The 25238-nt window shown below is 71.3% G+C and carries 25 protein-coding genes; 17 read left to right on the top strand and 8 right to left on the bottom strand.

Going from position 1 to position 25238, the window contains the following annotated elements:
- The first annotated feature begins 19 nt into the window (after positions 1-19).
- The 11 genes from ABD335_RS28330 to ABD335_RS28280 all read left to right on the top strand — a co-directional run bounded on the left by ABD335_RS28330 (position 20) and on the right by ABD335_RS28280 (position 9908).
- On the top strand, positions 20-1330 hold the full coding sequence (locus tag ABD335_RS28330; RefSeq protein WP_344328622.1) for an MraY family glycosyltransferase: 1311 nt from the start codon (positions 20-22) through the stop codon (positions 1328-1330).
- 240 nt (positions 1331-1570) lie between these two features.
- Positions 1571-2008 (top strand): Cg1360 family ATP-synthase-associated protein, encoded by a 438-nt coding sequence (locus ABD335_RS28325; RefSeq protein WP_344328619.1) that lies wholly within the window; start codon positions 1571-1573, stop codon positions 2006-2008.
- A gap of 228 nt (positions 2009-2236) precedes the next feature.
- The gene (gene atpB, locus ABD335_RS28320; RefSeq protein ID WP_344328618.1) at positions 2237-3064 is read left to right on the top strand and encodes a F0F1 ATP synthase subunit A; all 828 of its coding nucleotides are present in this window, start codon (positions 2237-2239) and stop codon (positions 3062-3064) included.
- Between the two features lie 77 nt (positions 3065-3141).
- A complete protein-coding gene (atpE, locus tag ABD335_RS28315) occupies positions 3142-3378 on the top strand; it encodes an ATP synthase F0 subunit C (RefSeq protein WP_344328617.1) in 237 nt (78 codons plus the stop codon).
- 40 nt (positions 3379-3418) lie between these two features.
- Positions 3419-3982 (top strand): F0F1 ATP synthase subunit B, encoded by a 564-nt coding sequence (locus ABD335_RS28310; RefSeq protein ID WP_344328615.1) that lies wholly within the window; start codon positions 3419-3421, stop codon positions 3980-3982.
- Positions 3979-4803, top strand: a complete 825-nt coding sequence (locus ABD335_RS28305) for a F0F1 ATP synthase subunit delta (RefSeq protein ID WP_344328613.1) — start codon at positions 3979-3981, stop codon at positions 4801-4803. The genes ABD335_RS28310 and ABD335_RS28305 overlap by 4 nt, the downstream gene beginning before the upstream one ends.
- Positions 4804-4922: 119 nt before the next feature.
- Entirely contained in the window at positions 4923-6494 is a 1572-nt protein-coding gene (gene atpA / locus ABD335_RS28300; RefSeq protein ID WP_344328611.1) for a F0F1 ATP synthase subunit alpha, read from the top strand.
- A 2-nt stretch (positions 6495-6496) separates the two neighbouring features.
- Entirely contained in the window at positions 6497-7420 is a 924-nt protein-coding gene (locus ABD335_RS28295; protein ID WP_344328609.1) for a F0F1 ATP synthase subunit gamma, read from the top strand.
- A gap of 5 nt (positions 7421-7425) precedes the next feature.
- On the top strand, positions 7426-8868 hold the full coding sequence (gene atpD, locus ABD335_RS28290) for a F0F1 ATP synthase subunit beta (RefSeq protein ID WP_344328607.1): 1443 nt from the start codon (positions 7426-7428) through the stop codon (positions 8866-8868).
- 89 nt (positions 8869-8957) lie between these two features.
- Positions 8958-9341 (top strand): F0F1 ATP synthase subunit epsilon, encoded by a 384-nt coding sequence (locus tag ABD335_RS28285; protein ID WP_344328605.1) that lies wholly within the window; start codon positions 8958-8960, stop codon positions 9339-9341.
- Positions 9342-9461: 120 nt separating this feature from the next.
- Positions 9462-9908 carry a DUF2550 domain-containing protein gene (locus ABD335_RS28280; RefSeq protein ID WP_344328603.1) on the top strand — a complete coding sequence of 149 codons (447 nt, stop codon included), beginning with the start codon at positions 9462-9464 and terminating at the stop codon, positions 9906-9908.
- Positions 9909-10098: 190 nt separating this feature from the next.
- Here ABD335_RS28280 and ABD335_RS28275 read toward each other — a convergent pair whose 3' ends face one another.
- The 3 genes from ABD335_RS28275 to ABD335_RS28265 form a co-directional block, all read right to left on the bottom strand.
- Complete coding sequence (locus ABD335_RS28275) at positions 10099-11652, bottom strand: glycosyl hydrolase family 18 protein (protein WP_344328931.1); 1554 nt, start codon at positions 11650-11652, stop codon at positions 10099-10101.
- A 222-nt stretch (positions 11653-11874) separates the two neighbouring features.
- On the bottom strand, positions 11875-12537 hold the full coding sequence (locus tag ABD335_RS28270) for a response regulator (protein WP_344328601.1): 663 nt from the start codon (positions 12535-12537) through the stop codon (positions 11875-11877).
- On the bottom strand, positions 12534-13772 hold the full coding sequence (locus ABD335_RS28265) for a sensor histidine kinase (RefSeq protein ID WP_344328599.1): 1239 nt from the start codon (positions 13770-13772) through the stop codon (positions 12534-12536). Before ABD335_RS28265 ends, ABD335_RS28270 begins: the two co-directional genes overlap by 4 nt.
- 184 nt (positions 13773-13956) lie before the next feature.
- On the opposite strand from ABD335_RS28265, the gene ABD335_RS28260 reads away from it, so the two are divergent.
- Positions 13957-14520 (top strand): hypothetical protein, encoded by a 564-nt coding sequence (locus ABD335_RS28260; RefSeq protein ID WP_344328597.1) that lies wholly within the window; start codon positions 13957-13959, stop codon positions 14518-14520.
- A 24-nt stretch (positions 14521-14544) separates the two neighbouring features.
- Here the strand turns inward: ABD335_RS28260 and ABD335_RS28255 are convergent, their stop codons facing one another.
- Entirely contained in the window at positions 14545-15117 is a 573-nt protein-coding gene (locus ABD335_RS28255; protein ID WP_344328595.1) for a cob(I)yrinic acid a,c-diamide adenosyltransferase, read from the bottom strand.
- A gap of 537 nt (positions 15118-15654) precedes the next feature.
- On the opposite strand from ABD335_RS28255, the gene ABD335_RS28250 reads away from it, so the two are divergent.
- From ABD335_RS28250 to ABD335_RS28240, 3 genes are all read left to right on the top strand, one after another.
- Positions 15655-16503 (top strand): 3-hydroxyacyl-CoA dehydrogenase family protein, encoded by an 849-nt coding sequence (locus tag ABD335_RS28250; RefSeq protein WP_344328593.1) that lies wholly within the window; start codon positions 15655-15657, stop codon positions 16501-16503.
- A 154-nt stretch (positions 16504-16657) separates the two neighbouring features.
- Positions 16658-16987 (top strand): STAS domain-containing protein, encoded by a 330-nt coding sequence (locus ABD335_RS28245; protein ID WP_344328591.1) that lies wholly within the window; start codon positions 16658-16660, stop codon positions 16985-16987.
- A gap of 187 nt (positions 16988-17174) precedes the next feature.
- Positions 17175-19805 (top strand): ATP-binding protein, encoded by a 2631-nt coding sequence (locus ABD335_RS28240; protein ID WP_344328589.1) that lies wholly within the window; start codon positions 17175-17177, stop codon positions 19803-19805.
- Positions 19806-19889: 84 nt separating this feature from the next.
- Here the strand turns inward: ABD335_RS28240 and nucS are convergent, their stop codons facing one another.
- Positions 19890-20561 carry an endonuclease NucS gene (gene nucS / locus ABD335_RS28235; protein WP_344328587.1) on the bottom strand — a complete coding sequence of 224 codons (672 nt, stop codon included), beginning with the start codon at positions 20559-20561 and terminating at the stop codon, positions 19890-19892.
- 242 nt (positions 20562-20803) lie between these two features.
- On the opposite strand from nucS, the gene ABD335_RS28230 reads away from it, so the two are divergent.
- A complete protein-coding gene (locus ABD335_RS28230) occupies positions 20804-21196 on the top strand; it encodes an SCO5389 family protein (RefSeq protein WP_344328585.1) in 393 nt (130 codons plus the stop codon).
- A gap of 27 nt (positions 21197-21223) precedes the next feature.
- Here the strand turns inward: ABD335_RS28230 and ABD335_RS28225 are convergent, their stop codons facing one another.
- Positions 21224-22315 carry an LLM class flavin-dependent oxidoreductase gene (locus ABD335_RS28225; RefSeq protein ID WP_344328581.1) on the bottom strand — a complete coding sequence of 364 codons (1092 nt, stop codon included), beginning with the start codon at positions 22313-22315 and terminating at the stop codon, positions 21224-21226.
- A gap of 258 nt (positions 22316-22573) precedes the next feature.
- Here ABD335_RS28225 and ABD335_RS28220 point away from each other — a divergent pair, with 258 nt between their 5' ends.
- Positions 22574-22897 (top strand): ATP/GTP-binding protein, encoded by a 324-nt coding sequence (locus ABD335_RS28220; RefSeq protein ID WP_344328579.1) that lies wholly within the window; start codon positions 22574-22576, stop codon positions 22895-22897.
- A 91-nt stretch (positions 22898-22988) separates the two neighbouring features.
- Here the strand turns inward: ABD335_RS28220 and ABD335_RS28215 are convergent, their stop codons facing one another.
- Complete coding sequence (locus tag ABD335_RS28215) at positions 22989-23816, bottom strand: ABC transporter permease (RefSeq protein WP_344328577.1); 828 nt, start codon at positions 23814-23816, stop codon at positions 22989-22991.
- Between the two features lie 131 nt (positions 23817-23947).
- Complete coding sequence (locus tag ABD335_RS28210; RefSeq protein ID WP_344328575.1) at positions 23948-25201, bottom strand: ABC transporter ATP-binding protein; 1254 nt, start codon at positions 25199-25201, stop codon at positions 23948-23950.
- Positions 25202-25238: the final 37 nt, after the last annotated feature.

Below are 25238 nucleotides of genomic sequence, written 5' to 3'. Positions count from 1 at the left end.
CGAGAGTACTGGGGAATCCGTGCGTGAATACCTGCTGACGCTGTGCGTCACGGCCGCGGTCACCTACCTCCTCACCGGGCCGGTGCGGAAGTTCGCCATCGCGGCGGGCGCGATGCCCGAGATCCGGGCGCGCGACGTGCACCGGGAACCGACCCCCCGGCTCGGCGGCATCGCCATGTTCGGCGGTCTGTGCGCGGGCCTGCTGGTGGCCTCCCAGCTCACCAACGTGGGCGACGTCTTCACGCTCTCCGACGAGCCCCGCGCGCTGCTGGCCGGCGCCGGGCTCATCTGGCTGCTGGGCGTCCTGGACGACAAGTGGGGCGTGGACGCGCTGGTCAAGCTCGGCGGCCAGATGATCGCCGCGGGCGTGATGGTCTGGCAGGGCCTGACGGTGCTGTGGCTGCCGGTGCCGGGCGTGGGCAGCGTCGCGCTGACCCCCGTGCAGGGCACGCTGCTGACGGTCGCGCTGGTCGTCGTCACCATCAACGCGGTCAACTTCGTGGACGGCCTGGACGGCCTCGCCTCCGGCATGGTCTGCATCGCCGCCGTGGCGTTCTTCATGTACGCCTACCGGATCTGGTACGGCTACGGCATCGAGGCCGCCGCGCCCGCGACGCTCTTCGCGGCCATCCTGATGGGCATGTGCCTGGGCTTCCTGCCGCACAACATGCACCCCGCGCGGATCTTCATGGGCGACTCCGGCTCGATGCTCATCGGGCTGGTGCTGGCCGCGGGGGCGGTCTCCATCACCGGTCAGGTCGACCCGGACGTCCTCACCGGTGCCACCGGCTCGCTGAAGAACACCGTCCACATGATGGTGCCGGTCTACATGCCGGTGCTGCTGCTGCCGCTGTCGGTGCTGGCGGTGCCGATCGCCGACCTGGTGCTGGCCGTCGTGCGGCGCACCTGGCGAGGGCAGTCGCCGTTCGCCGCCGACCGCGGGCACCTCCACCACCGGCTGCTGGACATCGGCCACTCCCACAGCCGGGCCGTTCTGATCATGTACTTCTGGTCGGCGCTGATCGCCTTCGGCGCGGTCGCCTTCTCGGTGCAGTCCTCCAGCCTGGTGATCGTGCTCGCCATCGTGCTGCTGAGCGCGGTGGGGCTGGTGATCCTGCTGCTGCCGCGGTTCACCCCGCGGGTGCCGCGCTGGGCGCAGGCCGTGGTGCCGCCGCGCTACCGCTCCCGCCGGGAGGCCGCGGAACCGGACGCGGGGTCCGGCGCGACGGACGAGCGGCGGACGGAACCGGCCGTCCGGAGGCTCAACGGTGCGACGGCCCTCCGGGAGCACGAGCGCCTCGCGCGCCACAAGGTCGACAGCCGCTCTTAGCAGCTTTCCTCGCGTACGTCAGCAAGGGAAACAGAGGGTTAATCCTTACGTGTGACGGTCCGCACACGAACTAGGTAAAGACCTCATCAAATAGTTTGTGATACCGTTCACGAGAACCCGGTACCCAATCGGAGGACCGTAGTGCGACGGTCCTCGTGGGGCGAGGTCATCACCCTCACGCGCCGGGGACTACGCTCGTCAGTGGACGACAAGCCGCCCCCGAAACTCGGAGCATTCCCCATGCAGTCGAATGACGCCCGCATGCTGCTGCGCTGTGCCGTGCCGACCGCCGCCACCGGTGCCGTGGCCGCGGGGGTCGGCGGCGCGCTCGCAGGCGGCAAGGGTGTGCTCGGAGCGGTGTTCGGAGCGCTCGTCGTGATCCTCTTCATGGGGAGCGGCCTCGCCGTGCTCCAGTGGGTGGCCAAGTCCTTCCCGTACCTGTTCCAGGCCATGGGCCTGATGCTCTACCTGGCGCAGATCCTGCTGCTCGCCATCGTGCTCGCGGTCTTCCAGGACACCACGTTGTTCGACACCAAGGCATTCGGACTCACGCTGCTCGTGGCCACTCTGGTGTGGATCGCCGCCCAGGCCCGGGCCCACATGAAGGCCAAGATCCTGTACGTCGAGCCCGAGTCCTCGACCGAGAAGAAGCCCGTCGCCCGGGGATCCGAGTCGTGACGTGTAGGGCCGGGATAAGGACGCGTTCGAACTCCTGCTATCGTCCGGTGCCAACTGCGGTATCGCAGGCAAGGGTGGTTGAGTTCGCCGGCTCGTCCATAGGTTTCCCGGGACGGAAGCGGCAGCCGGCGCCGTCCGTCACCCGCCCCCACATTCGCAAGTCCAGTCCAGTGCCGTTCCGTGGCCATGCGCCGCGCCGACACATCGAGGTTGCCGTACCCATGCGCCATGTTGAAGGAGCTCGCGGTGAGTGCTGACCAGATGCTCGCCTTCGAGACCGATTGCCACATCTTCGACGGGTGCGGCTTTCCCGCTCCGGGCCTGCACTCGTTCATCTTCAAGCCGATGTTCACCATCGGCGGGTTCGAGTTCAACAAGCCGATCCTGCTGGCCCTCGTCGGCACCGTGCTGATCGTCGGGTTCTTCTGGGCGGCCTTCAACAAGCCCAAGCTGGTGCCGGGCAAGCTGCAGATGGTCGGCGAGGCGGGCTACGACTTCGTGCGCCGAGGCGTCGTCTACGAGACGCTCGGCAAGCGGGACGGCGAGAAGTACGTCCCCTTCGTCGTCGCCCTGTTCTTCTTCGTCTGGGTGATGAACCTCTGGTCGGTGATCCCGCTGGCCCAGTTCCCGGTGACGTCGATCTTCGCCTTCCCCCTCGGCCTGGCGCTGGTCGTCTACGTCATCTGGGTCGGTCTCACCTTCAAGAAGCACGGCTTCGTCGGAGCCTTCAAGAACTTCACCGGCTACGACAAGTCACTCGGTGCGGTGCTGCCGCTGGTGATGGTGATCGAGCTCTTCTCGAACCTCCTGGTGCGCCCCTTCACCCACGCGGTCCGGCTCTTCGCCAACATGTTCGCCGGTCACATGCTGCTGGTCATGTTCAGCATCGCCAGCTGGTACCTGCTGAACGGCATCGGCATCGCCTACGCCGTGGTCTCGTTCGGCATGACCGTGCTGATGGTCGCGTTCGAGCTTTTCATCCAGGCGGTTCAGGCGTACGTGTTCGTCCTCCTGACCTGCACCTACCTCCAGGGCGCGCTCGCCGAGCACCACTGAGCAAGCCCGCCTCCACCACCTGAGTCGTCAGGCGGCCAACCCCCGCCTGTCCTGTGTAAAGAGAAGGAAGAAGCATCATGTCCGACCTTGTGAACCTCGCCGCCGTCACCGGCAACCTCGGTTCCATCGGCTACGGTCTCGCCGCGATCGGCCCCGGCATCGGCGTCGGCATCGTCTTCGGCAACGGCACCCAGGCTCTGGCCCGCCAGCCCGAGGCCGCCGGTCTGATCCGCGCCAACCAGATCCTCGGCTTCGCCTTCTGTGAGGCCCTGGCCCTCATCGGCATCGTCATGGGCTTCGTCTTCCGCGCCTGAGCCCGGATGCACCAACCACTTTCCGACGGAAGGCACTGATGTGATCGCCCTGGTACAGGTAGCGGCCGAGGAGGCTCAGAACCCCCTCGTCCCGCCCATCCCGGAGCTCGTCGTCGGCCTGCTCGCGTTCGCCATCGTCTTCTTCTTCCTCTGGAAGAAGCTCCTCCCGAACATCAACAAGGTCCTGGAGGAACGGCGCGAGGCGATCGAGGGCGGCATCGAGAAGGCCGAGGCGGCCCAGCTCGAGGCGCAGCAGACCCTTGAGCAGTACAAGGCCCAGCTCGCCGAGGCCCGCCACGAGGCCGCACGCCTGCGCCAGGAGGCGCAGGAACAGGGCGCCGCGCTCATCGCCGAGATGCGCGCGGAGGGCCAGCGGCAGCGTGAGGAGATCATCGCCGCCGGTCACGCCCAGATCGAGGCCGACCGTCGGCAGGCGGCGCAGGCGCTGCGCCAGGACGTGGGCAAGCTCGCCACCGACCTGGCCGGCAAGCTGGTCGGCGAGTCCCTCGAGGACGTCGCCCGCCAGAGCCGCACGATCGACCGCTTCCTCGACGAGCTCGAGGCGAAGGCGGCTGCCGCCGAGTCCTCCGAGGTCGCCCGATGAACGGAGCGAGCCGCGAGGCACTGGCCGCAGCCCGTGAGCGACTGGACGCCCTGACGGACTCCACGTCCGTCGACGCGGTCGAGCTCGCCGACGAGCTGGCCGCGGTCACCACGCTGCTCGACCGCGAGGTGTCGCTGCGTCGGGTCCTCACCGACCCGGCGCAGCCCGGCGAGGCCAAGGCCGAGCTGGTCGGACGCCTGCTGAGCGGCCAGGTGGGCGGAGAGACAGTCGACCTGGTCTCCGGCATGGTCCGCTCCCGCTGGTCGCGCTCGCGCGACCTGGTGGACGCGATCGAGCAGCTGGCCGACGTGGCCGACCTCGTCGCGGCCGAGCGTGACGGCAGCCTCGACGACGTCGAGGACGAGCTGTTCCGGTTCTCCCGGACCCTCGCCTCGTCGGTCGAGCTGCGGGCCGCCCTCTCCGGGAAGGGCACCGACGAGGCCCTCAAGGAGGCCAAGACCGAGCTGCTGCGCCGGCTGCTCGGCGGCAGGGTCCGGCCCGCCACCGAGCGACTGATCGTCCGCCTGGTGCGCCAGCCGCGTGGTCGTAGTCTTGAAGGAGGGCTCGAAGCCCTCTCCGGGCTGGCCGCGGAGCGCCGGAACCGCTCGGTCGCGGTGGTCACCACCGCGGTACCGCTCAGCGACCGCCAGAAGCAGCGCCTGGGCGCCGCGCTGGCCAAGCTGTACGGCCGTGAGATCCACCTCAACCTGGACGTGGACCCGGCGGTCCTCGGCGGGGTCCGGGTGCGGATCGGCGACGAGGTCATCGACGGCACCATCGCCGACCGCCTCGAAGAGGCGAACCGGCGGATGGCGGGCTGACGCAGCGGCCGACGGACACCGTGCCGTAGGCACACCACCAACTCAAGAAGCAGTACTGGCGGCCCGAGTTGGGCCGTAGCAGACACATACGGGCCCAACAAGGAGAGCAGGGAACCCAGATGGCGGAGCTCACGATCCGGCCGGATGAGATCCGGGACGCGCTGGAGAACTTCGTCCAGTCGTACAAGCCGGACGCGGCCTCGCGCGAAGAGGTCGGGACGGTCAGCGTTGCCGGTGACGGCATCGCGAAGGTCGAGGGCCTTCCCTCGACCATGGCGAACGAGCTGCTGAAGTTCGAGGACGGCACCCTCGGCCTCGCCCTCAACCTCGAGGAGCGCGAGATCGGTGCGATCATCCTCGGCGAGTTCAGCGGCATCGAGGAGGGCCAGACGGTGCGCCGCACCGGCGAGGTCCTCTCCGTCGCGGTCGGCGACGGGTACCTCGGCCGTGTCGTCGACCCGCTGGGCAACCCGGTCGACGGCCTCGGCGAGATCGAGACCGAGGGCCGCCGCGCCCTCGAGCTGCAGGCCCCCACGGTCATGCAGCGCAAGTCGGTGCACGAGCCGATGGAGACGGGCTACAAGGCCGTCGACGCGATGACCCCGATCGGCCGCGGCCAGCGCCAGCTGATCATCGGTGACCGCCAGACCGGCAAGACCGCGCTCTGCGTCGACACGATCATCAACCAGCGTGCCAACTGGCAGTCCGGCGACCCGAGCAAGCAGGTCCGCTGCATCTACGTCGCCATCGGCCAGAAGGGCTCCACCATCGCCTCCGTGCGCGCCGCGCTGGAGGAGGCCGGTGCGCTGGAGTACACCACCATCGTCGCCGCCCCGGCGTCCGACCCGGCGGGCTTCAAGTACCTGGCCCCCTACACCGGCTCGGCCATCGGTCAGCACTGGATGTACCAGGGCAAGCACGTCCTGATCGTCTTCGACGACCTGTCCAAGCAGGCCGACGCCTACCGCGCCGTCTCCCTGCTGCTGCGCCGTCCGCCGGGGCGCGAGGCCTACCCGGGCGACGTCTTCTACCTGCACTCCCGGCTGCTGGAGCGCTGCGCCAAGCTGTCGGACGACATGGGTGCCGGTTCGATGACGGGTCTGCCGGTCATCGAGACCAAGGCGAACGACGTCTCGGCGTTCATCCCGACCAACGTGATCTCCATCACCGACGGTCAGTGCTTCCTGGAGTCCGACCTGTTCAACGCGGGCCAGCGCCCGGCGCTGAACGTCGGTATCTCGGTCTCCCGCGTCGGTGGCGCCGCCCAGCACCCGGCGATCAAGCAGGTCTCCGGCCGGCTGAAGCTGGACCTGGCCCAGTACCGCGAGCTGGAGGCGTTCGCCGCCTTCGGTTCCGACCTGGACGAGGCGTCCAAGGCCGCGCTGGAGCGGGGCAAGCGGATGATGGAGCTGATGAAGCAGCCCCAGTACAACCCGTTCCCGACCGAGGAGCAGGTCGTCTCCGTCTGGGCCGGCACCAACGGCAAGATGGACGACGTGCCGGTGGAGGACGTCCGCCGCTTCGAGAGCGAGCTGCTGGACTACCTGCGCCGTGAGCACAAGGACCTGATGACCGGCATCCGCGAGGGCGGCAAGATGTCGAACGACACCATCCAGGCCATCTCGGAAGCCGTCGACGCCTTCAAGAAGCAGTTCGAGACCTCGGACGGCAAGCTGCTGGGCGAGGGCTGAGCATGGGCGCGCAGGTCAGGGTCTACAAGCGGCGGATCCGTTCCGTCAGCTCGACCAAGAAGATCACCAAGGCGATGGAGATGATCGCCGCCTCGCGCATCGTCAAGGCACAGCGCCAGGTGGCCGCGTCGACTCCGTACGCCTCCGAGCTGACCCGTGCGGTGGCCGCGGTCGCCACCGGCTCCAACACCCAGCACCCGCTGACCACCGAGGCCGAGAACCCGACCCGGGCCGCGGTCCTGCTCATCACCAGCGACCGCGGTCTGGCGGGCGGTTACTCCTCCAACGCCATCAAGGCCGCGGAGCGGCTCACCGAGCGGCTGAGGGCGCAGGGCAAGGAGGTCGACACCTACGTCGTCGGCCGCAAGGGTCTGGCGTACTACAACTTCCGCAACCGGAAGGTCGCCCAGTCCTGGACGGGCTTCACCGACCGGCCGGAGTACTCCGACGCCAAGGCCGTCTCCGGACCGCTGATCGAGGCGGTCCTGAAGGACACGGCCGAGGGCGGGGTCGACGAGCTGCACATCGTCTTCACCGAGTTCGTGTCGATGATCACGCAGACGCCGGTCGACAAGCGGCTGCTGCCCCTCAGCCTCGACGAGGTGGAGGACGAGGGCGGCCTGGAGAAGAAGGAGCAGCAGATCCTGCCGCTCTACGACTTCGAGCCGTCGGCCGAGGACGTCCTCGACGCCCTGCTGCCGCGGTACGTCGAGAGCCGCATCTACAACGCGCTGCTCCAGTCGTCCGCTTCCGAGCACGCCGCCCGCCGGCGCGCGATGAAGTCGGCGACCGACAACGCCGAGGAGCTCATCAAGTCGCTCACGCGACTTGCCAACCAGGCCCGCCAGGCCGACATCACCCAGGAAATCAGCGAGATCGTCGGTGGTGCCAGCGCGCTGGCCGACGCATCTGCGGGGAGTGACTGACAACTATGACCACCACTGTTGAGACGGCCACGGCGACGGGCCGCGTCGCGCGGGTCATCGGCCCGGTCGTCGACGTGGAGTTCCCCGTCGACGCGATGCCGGAGATCTACAACGCGCTCACCGTCGAGGTCATCGACCCGGCCGAGGAGGGCAAGAAGAAGACCCTCACCCTCGAGGTCGCCCAGCACCTGGGCGAGGGCCTGGTCCGCGCCATCTCGATGCAGCCCACCGACGGTCTGGTCCGCCAGGCCCCGGTGACCGACACCGGCGAGGGCATCACCGTGCCCGTCGGCGACGTCACCAAGGGCCGGGTGTTCAACACCCTGGGCCACATCCTGAACGAGCCGGAGGCCGAGGCCGAGGTCACCGAGCGCTGGCCGATCCACCGCAAGGCCCCGGCGTTCGACCAGCTCGAGTCCAAGACCGAGATGTTCGAGACCGGTCTGAAGGTCATCGACCTGCTGACCCCGTACGTCAAGGGCGGCAAGATCGGTCTGTTCGGCGGCGCGGGCGTCGGCAAGACCGTCCTCATCCAGGAAATGATCATGCGTGTGGCGAAGCTGCACGAGGGCGTTTCCGTGTTCGCCGGTGTCGGCGAGCGCACCCGTGAGGGCAACGACCTGATCCAGGAGATGGCCGACTCCGGCGTGCTCCCGCAGACCGCGCTGGTCTTCGGGCAGATGGACGAGCCCCCGGGCACCCGTCTGCGCGTCGCCCTGGCCGGTCTGACCATGGCGGAGTACTTCCGCGACGTCCAGAAGCAGGACGTGCTGTTCTTCATCGACAACATCTTCCGCTTCACCCAGGCCGGTTCCGAGGTCTCCACCCTGCTGGGCCGCATGCCCTCCGCGGTGGGTTACCAGCCGAACCTGGCGGACGAGATGGGTCTCCTCCAGGAGCGCATCACCTCCACCCGTGGTCACTCGATCACCTCGATGCAGGCGATCTACGTGCCCGCGGACGACCTGACGGACCCGGCGCCGGCGACGACCTTCGCCCACCTGGACGCGACCACCGTTCTGTCGCGTCCGATCTCGGAGAAGGGCATCTACCCGGCGGTGGACCCGCTGGACTCCACCTCCCGCATCCTGGACCCGCGGTACATCTCCAAGGAGCACTACGAGTGCGCCACGCGGGTCAAGGGGATCCTGCAGAAGTACAAGGACCTCCAGGACATCATCGCCATCCTCGGTATCGACGAGCTCGGCGAGGAGGACAAGCTGGTCGTCCACCGCGCCCGCCGTATCGAGCGCTTCCTGTCGCAGAACACCCACGCGGCGAAGCAGTTCACCGGTCTGGACGGCTCGGACGTTCCGCTGGACGAGTCGATCGCCGCGTTCAACGCGATCGCGGACGGCGAGTTCGACCACTTCCCGGAGCAGGCGTTCTTCATGTGCGGTGGTCTGGACGACCTCAAGGCCAAGGCCAAGGAGCTGGGCGTCTCCTGACGCTCCGCTTCACGACAGGGGGCGGGTCCGCCCGCCCCCTGTCACCGCACCCGGTTATTCTGTGAAAACCCCAGTTTCGAGGAGCCACTGTGGCTGAGCTGCACGTCGAGTTGGTCGCCGCGGACCGCAAGGTCTGGTCGGGCAAGGCCGGCCTGGTCGTCGCGCGCACCTCGTCGGGTGATATCGGCGTCATGCCCGGCCACCAGCCGCTGCTCGGTGTGCTGGAGTCGGGTCCGGTGACGATCCGTACCACCGGCGAGAGCGGGGACGGCACCGTCGTCGCCGCGGTGCACGGCGGCTTCATCTCCTTCGCGGACAACAAGCTGTCGCTGCTCGCGGAGATCGCGGAGTTGTCCGACGAGATCGATGTCCAGCGTGCCGAGCGCGCGCTGGAGCGGGCGAAGGCGGACGCGGACGCCGCCGCCGAGCGGCGGGCCGAGGTTCGACTTCGGGCTGTGGCGGGCGCACGCTGAGGCCCGCGCGCGTGTACGTATCCCAGCCGCGGATCGCGTCGGAGCATCGCTCCGAGGGCGGTCCGCGGCTGAGGTGATGTTGGCTGCGGACGGACGGACGAGGCGAGGAGGTCGGTGAAGATGGTCCTCGCTCTGGTGCTGTTCGGAGCGGTGCTGGCGCTGGTGCTGCTGGGGCTGTTCGTCTTCGGGCTGAGGCGGCGGTGGATCCAGCGGTCGGGCGGCACCTTCGACTGCAGTCTGCGCTGGAACGCCCCCGAGGGCGCCGAGGCCGGCGGCAAGGGCTGGGCGTACGGCGTCTCCCGTTACAGCGGCGACCACATCGAGTGGTTCCGCGTCTTCTCCTACGCTCCCCGGCCGCGCCGGGTACTGGAGCGCGAGTCGATCGAGGTCCTGGAGCGCCGCACTCCGCAGGGGGAGGAGGAGTTGGCGCTCCTGTCGGATTCGGTGATCCTCGCCTGCGCCCACCGGGGCGTCCGGGTGGAGCTGGCGATGAGCGAGGACGCGCTGACGGGTTTCCTCGCCTGGCTGGAGGCGGCGCCTCCCGGGCAACGGGTCAACGTGGCGTGAGAAGGGCCCCTCGGCGGAGGGGCGCCTCCCGGTGGAGTCCGGGGTGGGGGTACCTCCCGGACGGAGTCCGGGGGAGGGTCAACGTGTGTGAGGGGCCGAGAGCCCCGACGGACGTGGAACCGGGGAGACGGGCACGAGCCCGTCTCCCCGGTCCTTTTCACGTGCGGTGCGGTCGAGCGGTTGTCGAGCGTCAGCCGTTCAGGCCGTTGTGCATCGCGGTGACCAGTTCGCCGTTGGCGGTGTCACCGCTGATCTCCCAGGAGAAGGCGCCGCCCAGGCCCTGCTGCTTGGCGTAGGCCATCTTCCCGGCGATGGTGGCGGGGGTGTCGTAGCTCCACCACTGGTTGCCGCAGTGCGCGTACGCCGTGCCGGCGATGGTCCCGTTGGCCGGGCAGCGGGTCTTGAGGACCTTGTAGTCCTCGATGCCCGCCTCGTAGGTGCCGGGCGCGGCGCCGGTGGCGGTGCCGCCGGGCTCCTTCTGGGTCACGCCGGTCCAGCCGCGGCCGTAGAAGCCGATGCCCAGCAGCAGCTTGCTCGCCGGGACGCCTTTGGCCTTGAGCTTCTGGATCGCCGCGTCGGAGTTGAAGCCCTGGTTCGGGATGCCGGGGTAGGACGTCAGCGGCGAGTGCGGGGCGGTCGGCCCCTGCGCGTCCCAGGCGCCGAAGTAGTCGTACGTCATCACGTTGTACCAGTCGAAGTACCGGGACGCCCCGGCGTAGTCGGCCAGGTCGATCTTGCCGCCGCTGGAGGCGTCGGCGGTGATGGCCGCGGTGACGAGCTGGTCGCCGAACTCGGCGCGGAACGCCTGGGCCATGGTCCTGATCACGGCCGGGCCACTGGTGTCACAGCTCAGACCGCAGGCGTTGGGGTACTCCCAGTCCAGGTCGATGCCGTCGAACAGACCCTTCCAGCGCGGGTCGTTGACGAGCTGGTGGCAGGAGTCGGCGAACGCGGCCGGGTTCTTCATGGCGTCGGCGAACCCGCCGGACCAGGTCCAGCCGCCGAAGGACCACAGGATCTTGATGTGCGGGTACATCTTCTTCAGCTTCAGCAGCTGGTTGAAGTTGCCGCGCAGCGGCTGGTCCCAGGTGTCGGCCTTGCCGTCCACGCTCTGGTCGGCGGTGTACGCCTTCTCGATGGCGGCGAAGGAGTCGCCCATGACGCACTTGCCGCCCTGGACGTTGCCGAACGAGTAGTTGATGTGGGTCAGCTTCGCGGCCGCGCCGGAGGTGACCATGTTCTTCACGTGGTAGTTGCGGCCGTAGACGCCCCACTCGGTGAAGTAGGTCAGGTTGACGCGGTCACCGGGAGGCGTGGGGTCGCCGGGGTCTCCGGGATCGCCGGGATCACCCGGGTCGCCCGGGTCGCCGGGGTCGCCCGGATCGGTGGAGCCGTCGCAGGGGCGGCCGTTGATCGTGCAGCCGCTCGGGCTGCCGCTGCCGGAGCCGTTGAAGCCGAAGCTGACGCTGGCGCCGGGGGTCAGGGTGCCGTTCCAGCTCTTGTTCTTCGCGGTGTAGGCGCCGCCGGAGCCGGTGACGTCGGCGTCCCAGGAGGAGCCGACCGTGGTGCCGGAGGGGAAGTTCCACGTCAACGTCCAGGCGTTGATGGTGGTGTCGCCGGTGTTCTTGATCGTCCACTTGCCCTCGAAGCCGCTGCCCCAGTCCGAGACCTTGGTGTAGGTCGCGGTGGCCTGCTCGGCCGCCTGGGCCGGGGAGGCCAGGGCCACCAAGGCCCCGAGGGGCATCAGCAGCGCGGCGGTGAGGGAGAGTGCCTTGCGTCTGATGCGGTGTGCGGTGGTCTTCGTTCTCAAGAGCGCTCCTCGCACAGGGGTCCGGTGAGGGCCCGGACCGTCGGGGGGTTTCTGCGCCGCTCGCGGGAAATGCCATGAGCGTGACATGTGCGTGCAGTTGACCAGGGAGAGTAGAGAGGTCTGGACCACCGGTCAATAGGTCTGTACCAAAGCGGATTATGTTCCCGTGACCCCCAACTCCTGCGCGAGGACCGCCGCTTGGACCCGGCTGCGCAGCTCCAGCTTGGCCAGCAACCGGCTGACGTGGGTCTTCACCGTGGCCTCCGCCATCGACAGCCGGTCGGCGATCTCGGCGTTGGACAACCCCTCGCCCAGGCACGCCAACACCTCGCGCTCGCGCCGTGTGAGGGCGTCGAGCACCGACGGGTCGGCGTGCCGTCCGCTCCGCGGGACGGGGGAGGAGTCGGCGAACTCCCGGATCAGCCGGCGCGTCACCGCCGGGGCGATCACCCCCTCGCCGCGCGCCACCGTCCGCACCGCCTCCACCAGCGTCGCCGCCTCGCTGTCCTTGAGCAGGAAGCCCGCCGCGCCCGCGCGCAGCGCCCCGAAGACGTAGGAGTCGAGGTCGAACGTGGTCAGCACCAGCACGTCCGCCAGCCGCTCGGCGACCACCCGCTCCGTCGCCGACACCCCGTCCAGACGCGGCATCCGCACGTCCATCAGCACCACGTCGGGCCGTAGCTCCCGGGCCAGCCGCACCGCCTCCTCCCCGTCGCCCGCCTCCCCGACGACCTCGATGTCCGCGGCGCCGCGGAGGATGAGGACGAGTCCGGCGCGCACGGCCGACTGGTCCTCGGCGACGAGCACCCGAATGGTCACGTGCCGCTCCTTCCCCTCGTTCCCTCCCCGCCCCCACCGGCGGGGTCCTCCTCGACGGGCAGCACCGCCCGCACCTGCCACACCGACCGGCCGTCGGGCTCCACGACCGGGCCCGCCGCGAAGGCGCCGCCCAGCAACTCCACGCGCTCGCGCATCCCGATCAGCCCGGCGCCCGAGCCCGGGGCGCGCGGACCGGGCCGCTCCGCGTGGGGGCTGGTGACCCGGACGGTCAGCGGACCGCCCTCGGGCGCGGTCAGCGCGACGGTCACCTCGCCGGGGGCGGCGTGCTTGAGGGCGTTGGTCAGCGCCTCCTGGACGATGCGGTAGGCCGCCAGCTCCACGGGCGCGGGCAGTGGACCGCCGGACCGCTCGTCGCGCAGGACGAAGGCGAGGTCCCCGGCCGCGCCGTGCGCGCGGGCGTGCTCCAGCAGCACGTCCAATCCGTCCAGGTTCGGCGCGGCGGACGGCTCCTCGTCACCGTCCGCGCCGCGCAGCAGGCCGATCAGGCGGCGCATCTCCGCCAGCCCTTGGACGCTGTTCTCGCGGATCACCGCCAGCGCCTTCCGGGACGCCTCGGGGTCGTCCAGCGACTGCGCGGCGGTGGCGTGGATGGCGATGGCGGAGAGGTGGTTGGCGACGACGTCGTGCAGTTCGCGGGCCATCCGCGAGCGTTCGGCCGTGACGGCCTGGACGCGGTCCATCTCCGCCAGCAGCGCGGTCTGCTCCGCCCGCAGCCGCTCGGCCGCGGCGGCGTTGCGGTGGTCGCGGATGATGACGGCGGTCCAGGCCGGCATGACGGTGATCAGTCCGCAGACCACTCCCACCAGCAGCGCCTCGGGCCTGCGGTGGGCGGCGAGCGCCCCGACGGTCGTGGCGACGGTCAGCGCCACGCTCGCCGGCAGCACCGCCCGCGACAGCCGCGGGCGGCCGTAGAGCACGGCCGCGTAGACCACGTCGGTGAACATCATGACGGTCGCCAGCAGCGACCCGGTGAGCGTGTCGCCGACCAGGGCCGCCACCGAGAGCGGCAGCGCGACGGACGGGGCGGTGCGGCGCAGCAGCTCCGCCAGGCACATCACCACCAGCGGCAACAGCACCCAGTCGCCGTGCGCCCGGGCGGCCTGCTGGTTGTTGAACAGCCCCAGCCGCCACAGCACCAGCCCACCGACCAGACCCGCGGCGGCGATCAGCACGTCGTCGCGGTGCGGGCGCGGAAACGGGAGACGAGCGGTCACACCACCATCCAACACGGCCGGCCGGAGCCCGTGCCTCCGCACCACGGTCGGTGCGGGGAGCGCCGGAGTACATCGAAGGATGCAGTCCGGAATCGTCACGGCAGACGACGCCCGGACCGGTCGGACGGGCCAGGCTGGAGGCAACGGATCCAGCGGGAACCGAGAGCCGGAGAGGAAGCACCCCGTGGTCGTCACCCTGATCATCGTCTGCGAAGTGGCCTTCTGGGTGTTGCTGGCCGTCGGACTGGCCCTGCGGTACCTGGCCCGGATGCCGCGCCTGGGCGCGGCGGTGCTGCTGTGCGAGCCGCTGCTGGAGGTGGTCCTGCTGGCGGCCACCGCGGTCGACCTGCGCAACGGCGCCGAGGGCGACTGGACGCACGGCCTGGCGGCCGTCTACATCGGCTTCACCGTGGCGTACGGCCACTACATGATCAAGTGGGCCGACGGCCACTTCGCCCACCGCTTCGCGGGCGGTCCGCCGCCGGTGAAGCCCCCGAAGTACGGGATGCCGCGGGCCGTCCACGAGTGGAAGATGTTCGGGCGCACGCTGCTCGCCGGAGCGATCGCCGCCGCGCTGCTCCAGGGTGCGATCTGGTACGTCGACGACGCCGAACGGAGCATGGCGCTGGTCGGCTGGCAGCTTCGGATGCTCCTCGTCGTCGGCATCGCCCTGGCCATCGCGCTCAGCTACACGATCTGGCCGAAGAAGGCGCCCGCGGGGCGGGAGCCCGCGGACGCCCGCTCGTAGCCGGAGGGTCGGCGACCGGGGTCCCTAGCGGTTCTCGCCGGGGACCCACAGGACGTCGCCGACCTCCTTGTTCGCCGTCCTCGCCAGGATGAACAGCAGGTCCGACAGCCGGTTGAGGTAGGTCGCCGTCAGCTTGTTCATGGTCTCGCCGTGCTCCTCCAGCGCGGCCCACGTCGAGCGCTCGGCACGGCGGACCACCGTGCACGCCTGGTGGAGCAGGGCCGCCCCCGGGGTGCCGCCGGGGAGGATGAAGCTGCGCAGCTTCTCCAGGCCCTCCAGGAAGCGGTCGCAGTCCGCCTCCAACCTGTCGACGTAGCTCTGCTCCACCCGCAGCGGCGGGTACTCGGGGTTCTCGACCACCGGTGTGGCCAGGTCCGCACCCACGTCGAACAGGTCGTTCTGCACCCGGGTGAGGACGGCCGTGATCTCCTCGGGGAGGTTGCCCAGCGCGATGGCCACCCCGATCGCGGCGTTGGCCTCGTTGGCGTCGGCGTAGGCCGCGATGCGGGAGTCGGTCTTGACGGTGCGGCTCATGTCCCCGAGAGCGGTGGTGCCGTCGTCACCGGTGCGCGTGTAGATGCGTGTCAGGTTGACCATGGGCCGAGCCTAACGCCGGGAATCGGGCCCCGGCCCGGCGGAAGAGAGGTGTGCCCACCGTCACGGAGACGAGACGGAGACGACACGGAGACGACACGGAGACGACCGCCGGGGCGACGGCACCGCGGCGCCCGACGGCACCGTTCCGCCATGGTCGCCGTCATGGTCGCCGCCGCGGTCGCCGCCGTGGGCCGCTCGCACCGCGTCCGCCGCGCAACGGAAGGGCACCGGGCGCGAGATGACGTCCGGCCAGGCGGGCGCGGCGGGCGCCGGGGCGGTCGGGGGCAGGACGCCGAAGCCGGCGAAGGCGGCGCCGCACGGGCCGAGTCGGACCGGGAGGCCGGGGACGAGGACCCGCCGGGAGTCGCCCCCCCGGCCACGCCCGACGGCCGGCCGCGTGACGCCTCGGTGTGATGTCCGCCATGTGAGACGTGACGCGCGTCTCTTCCCTGCCCACCGGACCCCCGCGGGCGCTAGGGTCCGGCTGAGAGCCGTACGGCACGGCAGTGGGAACGACAAGCGGAAGGGACAGTCGACGTGGCCAAGAAGCTCGCCGTCATCGGCGCCGGACTCATGGGGTCGGGCATCGCGCAGGTCTCCGCCCAGGCGGGCTGGGACGTGGTGCTGCGCGACATCACCGACGAGGCGCTGACCCGCGGCACGGACGGCATCAGGGCTTCGTACGACAAGTTCGTCTCCAAGGGGAAGTTGACGGCCGAGGAGGCCGAGGCGGCGCTCGGTCGCATCACCACGACCACCGACCTCGACGCCGCCGCCGACGCGGACATCGTGGTCGAGGCCGTCTTCGAGCGGATCGACGTCAAGCAGGAGATCTTCCGCACGCTCGACGGCCTGGTGAAGGACGAGGCGATCCTGGCCTCCAACACCTCCGCCATCCCGATCACCAAGATCGCGGCGGCGACGGCGCGTCCCGAGCGGGTCGTGGGCACGCACTTCTTCTCGCCCGTGCCGATGATGCAGCTGTGCGAGCTGGTGCGCGGCCACAAGACCAGCGACGAAACCCTCGCCGCCGCGCGGGAGTTCGCCGAGAGCGTGGGCAAGACCTGTATCGTCGTCAACCGCGACGTCGCCGGATTCGTCACCACACGGCTGATCTCGGCACTGGTCGTCGAGGCGACCAAGCTGTACGAGTCGGGCGTCGCGACCGCCGAGGACATCGACACCGCCTGCAAGCTGGGCTTCGGCCACGCCATGGGCCCGCTGGCCACCGCCGACCTCACCGGCGTGGACATCCTGCTGCACGCCACCGAGAACATCTACACCGAGTCGCAGGACGAGAAGTTCGCCCCGCCGGAGCTGATGCGGCGGATGGTGGACGCCGGTGACATCGGTCGCAAGAGCGGACAGGGCTTCTACCGGTACTGAGGCCGTACGGCGCACACGGGGTCGCCCTTGCGGGTGAATTAGGTATCGGTTCGGGTACGGACGGCAACTCGGCTGCCGAAGAGGCAGTCAGTTGTGGTGAGACATAAGCAGACAACAGTCACACACGAACCACTTCTTTTCCGGGGGAGCGGATATGCACATCAGGGGCGACCATGCGGAACTGGTCGTCGGAGGTCGCCTCGACGTCCGCAGCGCGGCGGACGCCCGTACGGTCCTGCACACCGCCGTCGATTCCGGGGAGGGCGACCTCGTACTGGACCTCGCCGAGTTGGACTCGTGGGACGCGACCGGGCTCGGCGTGATCATGGGCGTGCACCGGCGGGCGGGCCGCTGCGGGCGCCGTCTCGTCCTGAGGGACGTCCCGCCCCAGATGCAGCGACTGCTGGTGGCCACCCGTCTCCACCGCATCCTGGCCATCGAGGGCGGAAATCTCACGGAGGGCGGCACCCTGACCAAACCGTGACCAGGCCAAGCCGTGACGTTTCCGGCAGGGTGCCGTCAGGGGTTGCCGACAGCGCCCGACCAGGGGCTATGGTTCGGAATCCCGCCGCCTACACTGCGCTGCGGACGGCCACCGGACCACGAGCGAGCGTACGGTCGGCCCGGGAGAGCTGAGCTATGAGTACGCACCGCATCTGGGGGCACCGACCATGGACCCGAACCACCCGGGACCCGAGGACCAGGACAGCGGGAGCATCACCCGCGCGATCCCGCTGATAGCGGGCGAGTACCTGCTGACGATCAATCCCGTCGACGGCAGCGAGATCGAGCCCTGCCCGCCCGGCGAGCACCCCGGCACGCCCAGGCGACGCACCGCCGAGTCCCGCGCCGAGCGGGAGCGTGCCGCCATGCCGCCGGTCCCGACGGGGATGTCGCTCCCGGACCTGCCGCTGCTGGAGCGGGAGGAGGAGCGCGACCGTCTGGTCCGGCTGCTCCGGCGCGGTCGCTCCGTCCGGCTCACCGGGCCCCGGGGGTCCGGACGCACCGCCCTGCTGGCCGCCGTCGCCGCCGAGTGCGCGGACCTCGCCCCGGACGGCGTCGTCCGCCTCAGCGGCTGCCGACGCACGCCCGACGACCTGCTGTACGAACTGTTCGCCGCCGTCCACGACGCCCCCCGCCACCGCCCCGACCGCGCCGAACTGCTGGAGGCGCTGCGCGGTGTCGGCGCGGTGGTCCTGCTGGACGACATCGAGTTCGGCGGCCAGGGGCTGGACTCGCTCCTCGACGCCACACCCGAGTGCGCCTTCCTGATCTCGGCCACGCCCGACGCCCCCGCGCCCTCCGCCGACGCGCCCCTGGAGGAGGTCTCCCTCTCCGGCATCAGCCGCATCGCCTGCCTGGAGCTGATGGAGCACATCGTCCGCCGCCCCCTCACCGACGAGGAGGCGAACTGGGTGGCGGACCTGTGGTTCGAGTCCGAGGGGCTGCCGCTGCGGTTCGTCCAGGCCGGGGCGCTGCTGCGACGGCGCGACGCGTCCGGCGACGGCGAGGGCACCGGCGGCGAGGGCACCGGCGCGGACGCCGGGGAGCGGGCCGGCGCCGACGGCGAGGAGAGCGGCACGGGGGCCGGCGAACCGCTGCCGACGCTCGTCGAGGGCGCGACCCCCGCACCGCTGCTGGCCGCCCGACTCTCCGAGGTCGCCCGCGAGATCCTGCGCTTCGCCGTGGCGCTCGGCGGCGTGCTGCCGCACCCGGCCCACCTGCCCGCGCTGGTGGACGACACCGGCGCCGACACGGCCCTGGGCGAGCTGCTCGCCTCCGGTCTGATCACCGCGGCCGGCGCGCACTACCGGCTCGCCTCCGGCGTGACCGGCCAACTGACCGACGCGGGGTACGACGAGGGCGCCGACGACCGCGCCCACACCGTCGCCCGGCACTACGCCTGGTGGACCGGCCATCCCTCGGTGACCCCGGAGCGCGTGGCGCAGGAGGCCGAGGCGGTCCTCGCGGCTGTCCAGGGCGCCCAGCGCGGCGGCCACCCGAGCGCGGCGGTGCTGCTGGCCCGTACGGCCGCGCCCATCCTCGCCGCGTCGCTGTACTGGAGCGCCTGGGAACGGGTGCTGCGCGGCGGCCAGGAGGCGGCGCGCACGGCGGGCGAGGTCGCCGAGGAGGCGTACTTCCACCACGACCTGGGCGTGCTGGCCCTGTGCACCGGCAACCTGGACCGGGCCCGCGCCGAGCTGGAGGCGTCCATCGGGCTGCGCGGAGCGCTCGCCGACCGCCGGGGCACGGTGGCCGGCCGGCGCGCGCTGGCCCTGGTCGAGGACCGCTCCACGCTGCGGAAGGACTCCGGTGCCGACGTCGGCATCGGCGGCATCGGCGGTGTCGGTGGTGTCGGCGGGGCGCCGGGGCCGGAGAACCGGGCCCCCTCGGACGGCCTTCCCCGGCGCAAGACCCACGCCGTGCCGTCGGTGTCGCCCGCGCCGTCCCCGGTGTCCCCGTCCGGGCCGCGGCGGACCGCGGAGGGCGCACCGGCCTCCGACAAGCTGCCGCCCGCCCTGGCCGTCCCGCCGGTGACGGTGGGCAGCGCGTTCGACGAGCCGAGCGACACCGGGGCGCTGACCCGGCCGACGCCGATCGTCCGGAACGCCCACGGCGCGGTGGGCGCGAACGGCGCCGTGGGCGCGGGCGGCCCCGTCAAGGGCCGTGGCGGTCCCCGTCGGCTCGCGCTCCTGGGAGCCCGCCGCAACGTCCTCGCGGCGGGCGCGGGCGCGCTGCTGGCCGCGGCGGTCGGCACGGTCGTCACGCTCGGCATGACCTCCGGCGGCGAGGAGCCGACCGGCAGCGTGAACCCGGCGGTCACCTCCCGGGAGGACGAGGGCATCACCGTGGACGACCCCGCGCCGAGCTCCAGCGGCGAGGAGGAGAGGACCGGACAGAGCGGCGTGCCGTCCACCTCGGGCACGCCGTCCGGCAGCGGCAGTCCCTCCTCCAGCGCCGACTCGTCCGCCTCGCCGGAGGAGTCGGCGGAGGCGGAGGAGACCGACGAGACCTCCCAGGACCCGTCGGAGCCCACGAGGACGTCCAAGCCGACCTCGACGAGGAAGCCGACGCATCCCACGACGGAACCCGAGGATCCGCCGACGGACACCCCGACGGAATCCGAGGACCCGCCGACGGAGACGACGGAGCCGGAGAACCCGCCGACGGACGGCACCGGAGGGGAGTCGGGCGGCGGCGGCAGCGTCACCAGCTCGGCCAGTGTGAGCAACAGCGCCGCCCCGACCGGGAGCGGCTCCGCCCCGGCGCCGCGGGACTCCGGCGGAAACCCGGTCGTGTGACGCCCCGTCCCGGCCGGGGCCGCCCGCGACGCGGCCCCGGCCGGGACCGGAGGGGGAACGGCCGGGGACCGGGGTGACGGCGGCTCAGAACAGCCGCAGCTTGTCGTCCTCGATGCCGCGCAACGCGTCGTAGTCCAGGACGACGCAGTCGATGCCGCGGTCCGTGGCCAGCACGCGCGCCTGCGGCTTGATCTCCTGGGCCGCGAACACGCCCCTGACGGGGGCCAGATGGGGGTCGCGGTTGAGCAACTCCAGGTAACGGGTGAGCTGTTCGACACCGTCGATCTCGCCGCGCCGCTTGATCTCGATCGCGACGGTGTTCCCCTGCGCGTCCCGGCCCAGGATGTCCACCGGGCCGATGGCGGTGGGGTACTCGCGCCGGATCAGGGACCATCCCTCGCCGAGGGTCTCCATTCGGTCAGCGAGCAGTTCCTGAAGGTGTGCCTCCACGCCGTCCTTGATCAGACCGGGATCGACGCCGAGTTCGTGCGAGGAGTCGTGCAGGATCTCCTCCATGGTGATGATGAGTTTCTCACCGGCCTTGTTGACCACCGTCCAGACGGCGACGCCGTTCTCCTCGCTCTCTTTCAGGGTGCATGGCGGAGACATCCAGTTGAGGGGCTTGTAGGCCCTGTCGTCCGCGTGGACCGAGACCGATCCGTCGGCTTTCACCAGGATCAGACGGGGGGCCGACGGGAGGTGGGCGGTGAGCCTTCCGGCGTAGTCCACGGAGCAGCGGGCGATGACGAGACGCATGGTCGGTCACGCTACTGGACGTGGGGCGGTCCACGCGATTCGCCCCTGCTTCTCCCCCTTTTCTCCCCGTTCGACGGGAGTTCGGCCGTGGCTGGTTGTGTGCCCACAAGCCTGGTGCCACCGCATTCACCGGCATAACGTTGCGACGGGGGCGTCGCCGTACGAGATCGTTCGGTTACGCGGCGGGGCCTCTGTCCCGTCCGTGAGGTTCCGGCCCGTCCGGAATCGCGAGAGGAGTACTCATGTCGCTCGACGTCTCACCGGCCCTCCTGGAGCAGGCCGAGCGAGGCGAGGTCGACGAAGCGGCCTTCGTCGACTGCGTCCGTACGTCCCTGCCCTACGCGTGGGACATGATCAGCTCTCTGGTGGCCAAGCTCAGAGTGGACGGCGGGGACTTCGCCGACAACCAGACGCCGCCGCCGGACGAGCAGGCCCGCGGCCAGCTGCTGCGCGCACTGGCCAGCGACGCGATACGCGGCGCGCTGGAGCGGCACTTCGGTGTGCGGCTGGCCTTCCAGAACTGCCACCGGGTCGCGGTCTTCCCGCTGGACCCCTCGGCGGACGAACGGCTCGCCAAGTTCACCTCCATCCGCGGCCAGCTCCTCAACCAGTCGCCCGAACTGCGCGACTGCTGAGCGAGGACGGCGGGGCGGTCGGCCGGGTCACAGCGTCGTGCCCGGTCCCGTGCTCGCCCGCGCGCCCGGCGACGCGCCCGCTGCCGCTGCTCGGGGGAGGAGCGGCAGCACCTCCGCGCCCAGCCGCTGGACGTTCAGCTCGGTGGCGGCCAGATCGCCCGAGCCCTCGACCAGCAGGGCGAACCTGCCGATCCCCGTCCGCTCCGCCGTGGCCGCGAGCCGGTCGGCGCACAGCCGGGGCGGGCCGACCGGGTGCAGCGAGCACAGCAGTTCGGTGTAGGCGAGCGGGTCGCGCATCCTGCGCGGCCTGCCGTCCACGGTCGTGTGCGCTTCCAGGCCCTGCCGCAGCCAGCCCGGCATCGCCTTGGCGAGGGTCTCCACGGCCTCCTCGCGGGTGTCGGCCACCTGCGCCACCCCGGCCGACACGTGCCCGGCCGACGCCACCGCCTCCGGATCGAGGCCCGCCGACAGGGCCTCGCGCCGCCACAGGGCGACCATCTCCGCCTTCTCCTCGTCGCCGCAGTGCATCCCCAGCAGCATCGGCAGCCCGCGCGCCGCGGCCAGCCGCACGGACGCGGGGGAGGTGCAGGCGACCAGCACGGGCACCTCGCCGGGCCCGGAGATGCTCTGGTCGGGGCGGGGCACGACGGGGACCTCGCGGAAGCGGTAGCGCTCGCCGTCCGCGCCCACGCGCGGTTCGCGCAGCCAGCGCAGCAGCAGGTCCAACGACTCGGGGAAGCCCCGCTCGTACGCCTCGACGCCGCCCCCGAAGACCTCCAGGTCCACCCAGGGGCCACCGCGTCCGACGCCCAGGGTGAACCGGCCGTCGGAGAGGAGGTGCAGCAGCGCGGCCTGCTCGCCGAGGGCGACCGGATGCGCGGTCGGCAGCACGCTCACGGCCGTGCCCACCCCGATGTGCCGGGTGCGCCCCAGCAGCAGCGCGGCCAGGGTGACCGCCGACGGGCAGACGCCGTAGGGCACGAAGTGGTGCTCGGCCACCCACACGGTGTCCAGTCCGGCCCGCTCGGCCTCCTCCGCGGACCGTACGGCGCGGTGGAGCGTCTCCCCCTGCCCCTGCCCCGGGAACTGGGCCGCCAGCACGAAAGCTCCAACACGCATGCCACTGCCTCCTCGTCGGTGCGGGACCGCCCCTCGACACCCGCCCCTCGGGGGAGCCCCCCTGAACGGCCCTTTGTGGCAACAACGCCTGACACGTGCCAAGGGCACGGCCTGCCGAGAAGTTTTTCCGATGGTGTCAAGGAAGGCGCGCGGCGGACGGGGGCGGCGCCGACACACGGCCGGTACGGACCTGCGTAGGCTGGACGGAGTAACCACGTCAGCCGGCCTCCGGGCCCCGTCGACCACGTGAGGTGCCCCTTGTCCCCGCGTCGAAACCGCCCGCGCGGCGGTGACAGGACCGCTCGCCGCGCCGGCGAGGCGGAGGACCGCCACGGCCTGGAGCGCACCGAGGAGTGGCGGGGCGAGGAGTGGGTGGTGCGGCAGATCGCCGGACAGTCGGCGGCCAAGCACTACCGCTGCCCCGGCTGCGACCAGGAGATCCCGCCCGGGGTGCCGCACGTCGTGGCCTGGCAGCGCGACGGCCGGGTGGAGGACCGGCGGCACTGGCACCGGGCCTGCTGGAACGCCAGGGACCGCCGGAGCGCGCGGCTCCAGCGGTCCCGTGGCGCGCCGAGGTACTGACACCCCGGTCCGGCCCCTTCTCCGGGGTTTCCCGGGGCTTCCCGGGGTTCTCCGGGGTTTCCCGCGGCCTTCGACCGTCCGGCGGTCCGCGTCAGACGTCGCGGGTGGAGATGCGGGCGTACGCGCCGATCAGCGCGGCGGCGGTGACGGCCGCCAGCAGGCCGAGCAGCGGCCAGCCGGTGCCGGTCGCGTCGCCCTCCATCGGGATGCGGAACAGCGACGACAGGCCGTTGAGCACCGAGTACTCGCGCAGCTTCTCGCCGAGCTCCCGCGTGCTCTCGGTGAAGAGGAACAGCGAGACGAGGAAGGGCAGCAGCACCAGCCCGAGCATCGAGGTGATCGCCGCCGGGGTGCTGCGCAGCAGCGCGCCGACCGCCAGCGACAGCAGGCCGAGCAGCGCCACGTACAGCGCGGCGCCGACCGTGGCGCCCAGCCACTCGGCGCCGGAGGCGACGGCCTCGCCGGTGGCGAGGGACTCGTCGTTGAGCATCTCCGGACCGATGTACTCGGGAATCGGCTTGCCCTCGATCATCGCCGCCTGGAGCAGCGCGGTCAGCGTGCAGGCGACGAGCGTCATCACGAAGGACAGCAGGAAGAAGACCACGGCCTTGGCGGTGAGCACCCGGCCGCGCCGCGGGCAGGCGGTGAGGGTGGTGCGGATCATTCCGGTGCTGTACTCGGAGGTGATCACCAGCACGCCGAGCGTGATGACGCACAGCTGACCGAGCATCAGCCCGAAGAAACCGCCGGAGAGCACGGGGAGTTCGAGCGTGTCCTGGCTGCCGAGGGCCAGGGCGACGAGGAGGCCGATGCCGACGACGAGGACGAACATGACGGCGAGCGTCCACACCGTCGACCGCACCGAGCGGATCTTGGTCCACTCCGAGGCGATGGCGTGCCCGAGGTGGGTGCTCCGCACGGGGATCGGCGAGGAGTAGCCGGGACCGCCCGACCGCCAATCGCCCCCGGGCGGCACCTGCGGCGCCCCCGGGGGCGCTCCCTGCGGCGCGGGGGGTACGGGGGGTACGGCCGGGCTCTGCCGAGGAGTGGTCATCGGGCGTCCTCGCTGTCGTGCTTGGTCGGGGCGGCGGGGGCGCCGGCGCCGTCCGGCGCGGGCCGGGACTGCTGCGGCGCCGGGGGCTGCTGCGTGGCGGGAGGCTGCTGCGGCGCCTGCGGCGGCTGCCACCCCGGAGCGCCCTGCGGGGGAGCCTGGGGGACCTGCGGCGGCGCCGCGTACGGGTTCGCCTGGCCCGGGATCATGCCCGGCCCCGGCGGGGGGTACCCCGCCGGGGCGGCGCCCTGCGGCGGCGGCCAGGCACCGGGAACCGCTCCGGGCGGCGCCGCGTACCCGACGGGGGGCTGCGCGTGCAGCCCGGCCCGCTGGTCCTCGGTGGAGCGGTAGTCCACCGCGCCCTGCGTCATGCGCATGTACGCCTCCTCCAGGGAGGCCGAGTGCGGGGAGAGCTCCCACAGCCGTACGTCCGCCTCGTGCGCCAGGTCGCTGATCCGCGGCAGCGGCAGTCCGGTGACCCGCAGCGCGCCGTCCGGCTCCGGCCGGACGTGGCCGCCCGCCTCGGTGAGGGCGGCGGACAGCTTGTCGCGCTGCTCCGGCTCGGTGTCGGGGGTGCGGACCCGGGCGAAGTCCGCGGAGTTGTGCGCGATGAAGTCCTTCACGGACATGTCCGCGAGCAACTGGCCGCGGCCGATCACGATCAGGTGGTCGGCGGTCAGGGCCATCTCGCTCATCAGATGGCTGGAGACGAAGACCGTGCGGCCCTCGGAGGCCAGCTTCTTCATCAGGTTGCGGATCCAGAGGATGCCCTCCGGGTCCAGGCCGTTGACCGGCTCGTCGAAGAGCAGCACCTGCGGATCGCCGAGCAGCGCCGCCGCGATGCCCAGACGCTGCCCCATGCCGAGCGAGAAGCCCTTGGACCGCTTCCTCGCCACGTCCTGCAGGCCGACGACCCCGAGCACCTCGTCCACGCGCCGCTTGGGGATGCCGGACAACTGGGCCAGGCACAGCAGGTGGTTGTACGCGCTGCGCCCGCCGTGGATGGCCTTGGCGTCCAGCAGGGCCCCCACCTGCCGCGGGGCGTTGGGCAGTTGACGGTACGGGCGGCCGTTGACGGTGACGTGCCCGGCCGTGGGGGCGTCCAGGCCCAGGATCATCCGCATGGTGGTGGACTTCCCGGAGCCGTTCGGCCCCAGGAAACCGGTGACGAGCCCGGGTTTCACCTGGAAGGAAAGGTTGTACACGGCCGTCTTGGCGCCGTAGCGCTTCGTCAGGCCGACTGCTTCGATCATGCTCTCCGCCCCTGCTGCCTTGTGCGGTTCGGGGCGT

Origin of the sequence: Streptomyces macrosporus (assembly GCF_039533145.1) — a bacterium.
Taxonomy (GTDB): Bacteria; Actinomycetota; Actinomycetes; order Streptomycetales; family Streptomycetaceae; genus Streptomyces; species Streptomyces macrosporus.
This window is presented reverse-complemented; position numbering and strand designations above follow the sequence as displayed.

Bases quoted from the DNA above. Each gene is read 5' to 3' on its own strand.
- ABD335_RS28255 (WP_344328595.1), bottom strand. From the start codon at position 15,117: ATGGTCAACCTGACACGCATCTACACGCGCACCGGTGACGACGGCACC.
- ABD335_RS28305 (WP_344328613.1), top strand. From the start codon at position 3,979: ATGAACGGAGCGAGCCGCGAGGCACTGGCCGCAGCCCGTGAGCGACTG.
- ABD335_RS28280 (WP_344328603.1), top strand. From the start codon at position 9,462: ATGGTCCTCGCTCTGGTGCTGTTCGGAGCGGTGCTGGCGCTGGTGCTG.
- ABD335_RS28225 (WP_344328581.1), bottom strand. From the start codon at position 22,315: ATGCGTGTTGGAGCTTTCGTGCTGGCGGCCCAGTTCCCGGGGCAGGGG.
- ABD335_RS28275 (WP_344328931.1), bottom strand. From the start codon at position 11,652: ATGCCCCTCGGGGCCTTGGTGGCCCTGGCCTCCCCGGCCCAGGCGGCC.
- atpE (WP_344328617.1), top strand. From the start codon at position 3,142: ATGTCCGACCTTGTGAACCTCGCCGCCGTCACCGGCAACCTCGGTTCC.
- ABD335_RS28245 (WP_344328591.1), top strand. From the start codon at position 16,658: ATGCACATCAGGGGCGACCATGCGGAACTGGTCGTCGGAGGTCGCCTC.
- ABD335_RS28240 (WP_344328589.1), top strand. From the start codon at position 17,175: ATGGACCCGAACCACCCGGGACCCGAGGACCAGGACAGCGGGAGCATC.
- atpD (WP_344328607.1), top strand. From the start codon at position 7,426: ATGACCACCACTGTTGAGACGGCCACGGCGACGGGCCGCGTCGCGCGG.
- ABD335_RS28210 (WP_344328575.1), bottom strand. From the start codon at position 25,201: ATGATCGAAGCAGTCGGCCTGACGAAGCGCTACGGCGCCAAGACGGCC.
- atpA (WP_344328611.1), top strand. From the start codon at position 4,923: ATGGCGGAGCTCACGATCCGGCCGGATGAGATCCGGGACGCGCTGGAG.
- atpB (WP_344328618.1), top strand. From the start codon at position 2,237: ATGTTGAAGGAGCTCGCGGTGAGTGCTGACCAGATGCTCGCCTTCGAG.
- nucS (WP_344328587.1), bottom strand. From the start codon at position 20,561: ATGCGTCTCGTCATCGCCCGCTGCTCCGTGGACTACGCCGGAAGGCTC.
- ABD335_RS28230 (WP_344328585.1), top strand. From the start codon at position 20,804: ATGTCGCTCGACGTCTCACCGGCCCTCCTGGAGCAGGCCGAGCGAGGC.
- ABD335_RS28295 (WP_344328609.1), top strand. From the start codon at position 6,497: ATGGGCGCGCAGGTCAGGGTCTACAAGCGGCGGATCCGTTCCGTCAGC.
- ABD335_RS28325 (WP_344328619.1), top strand. From the start codon at position 1,571: ATGCAGTCGAATGACGCCCGCATGCTGCTGCGCTGTGCCGTGCCGACC.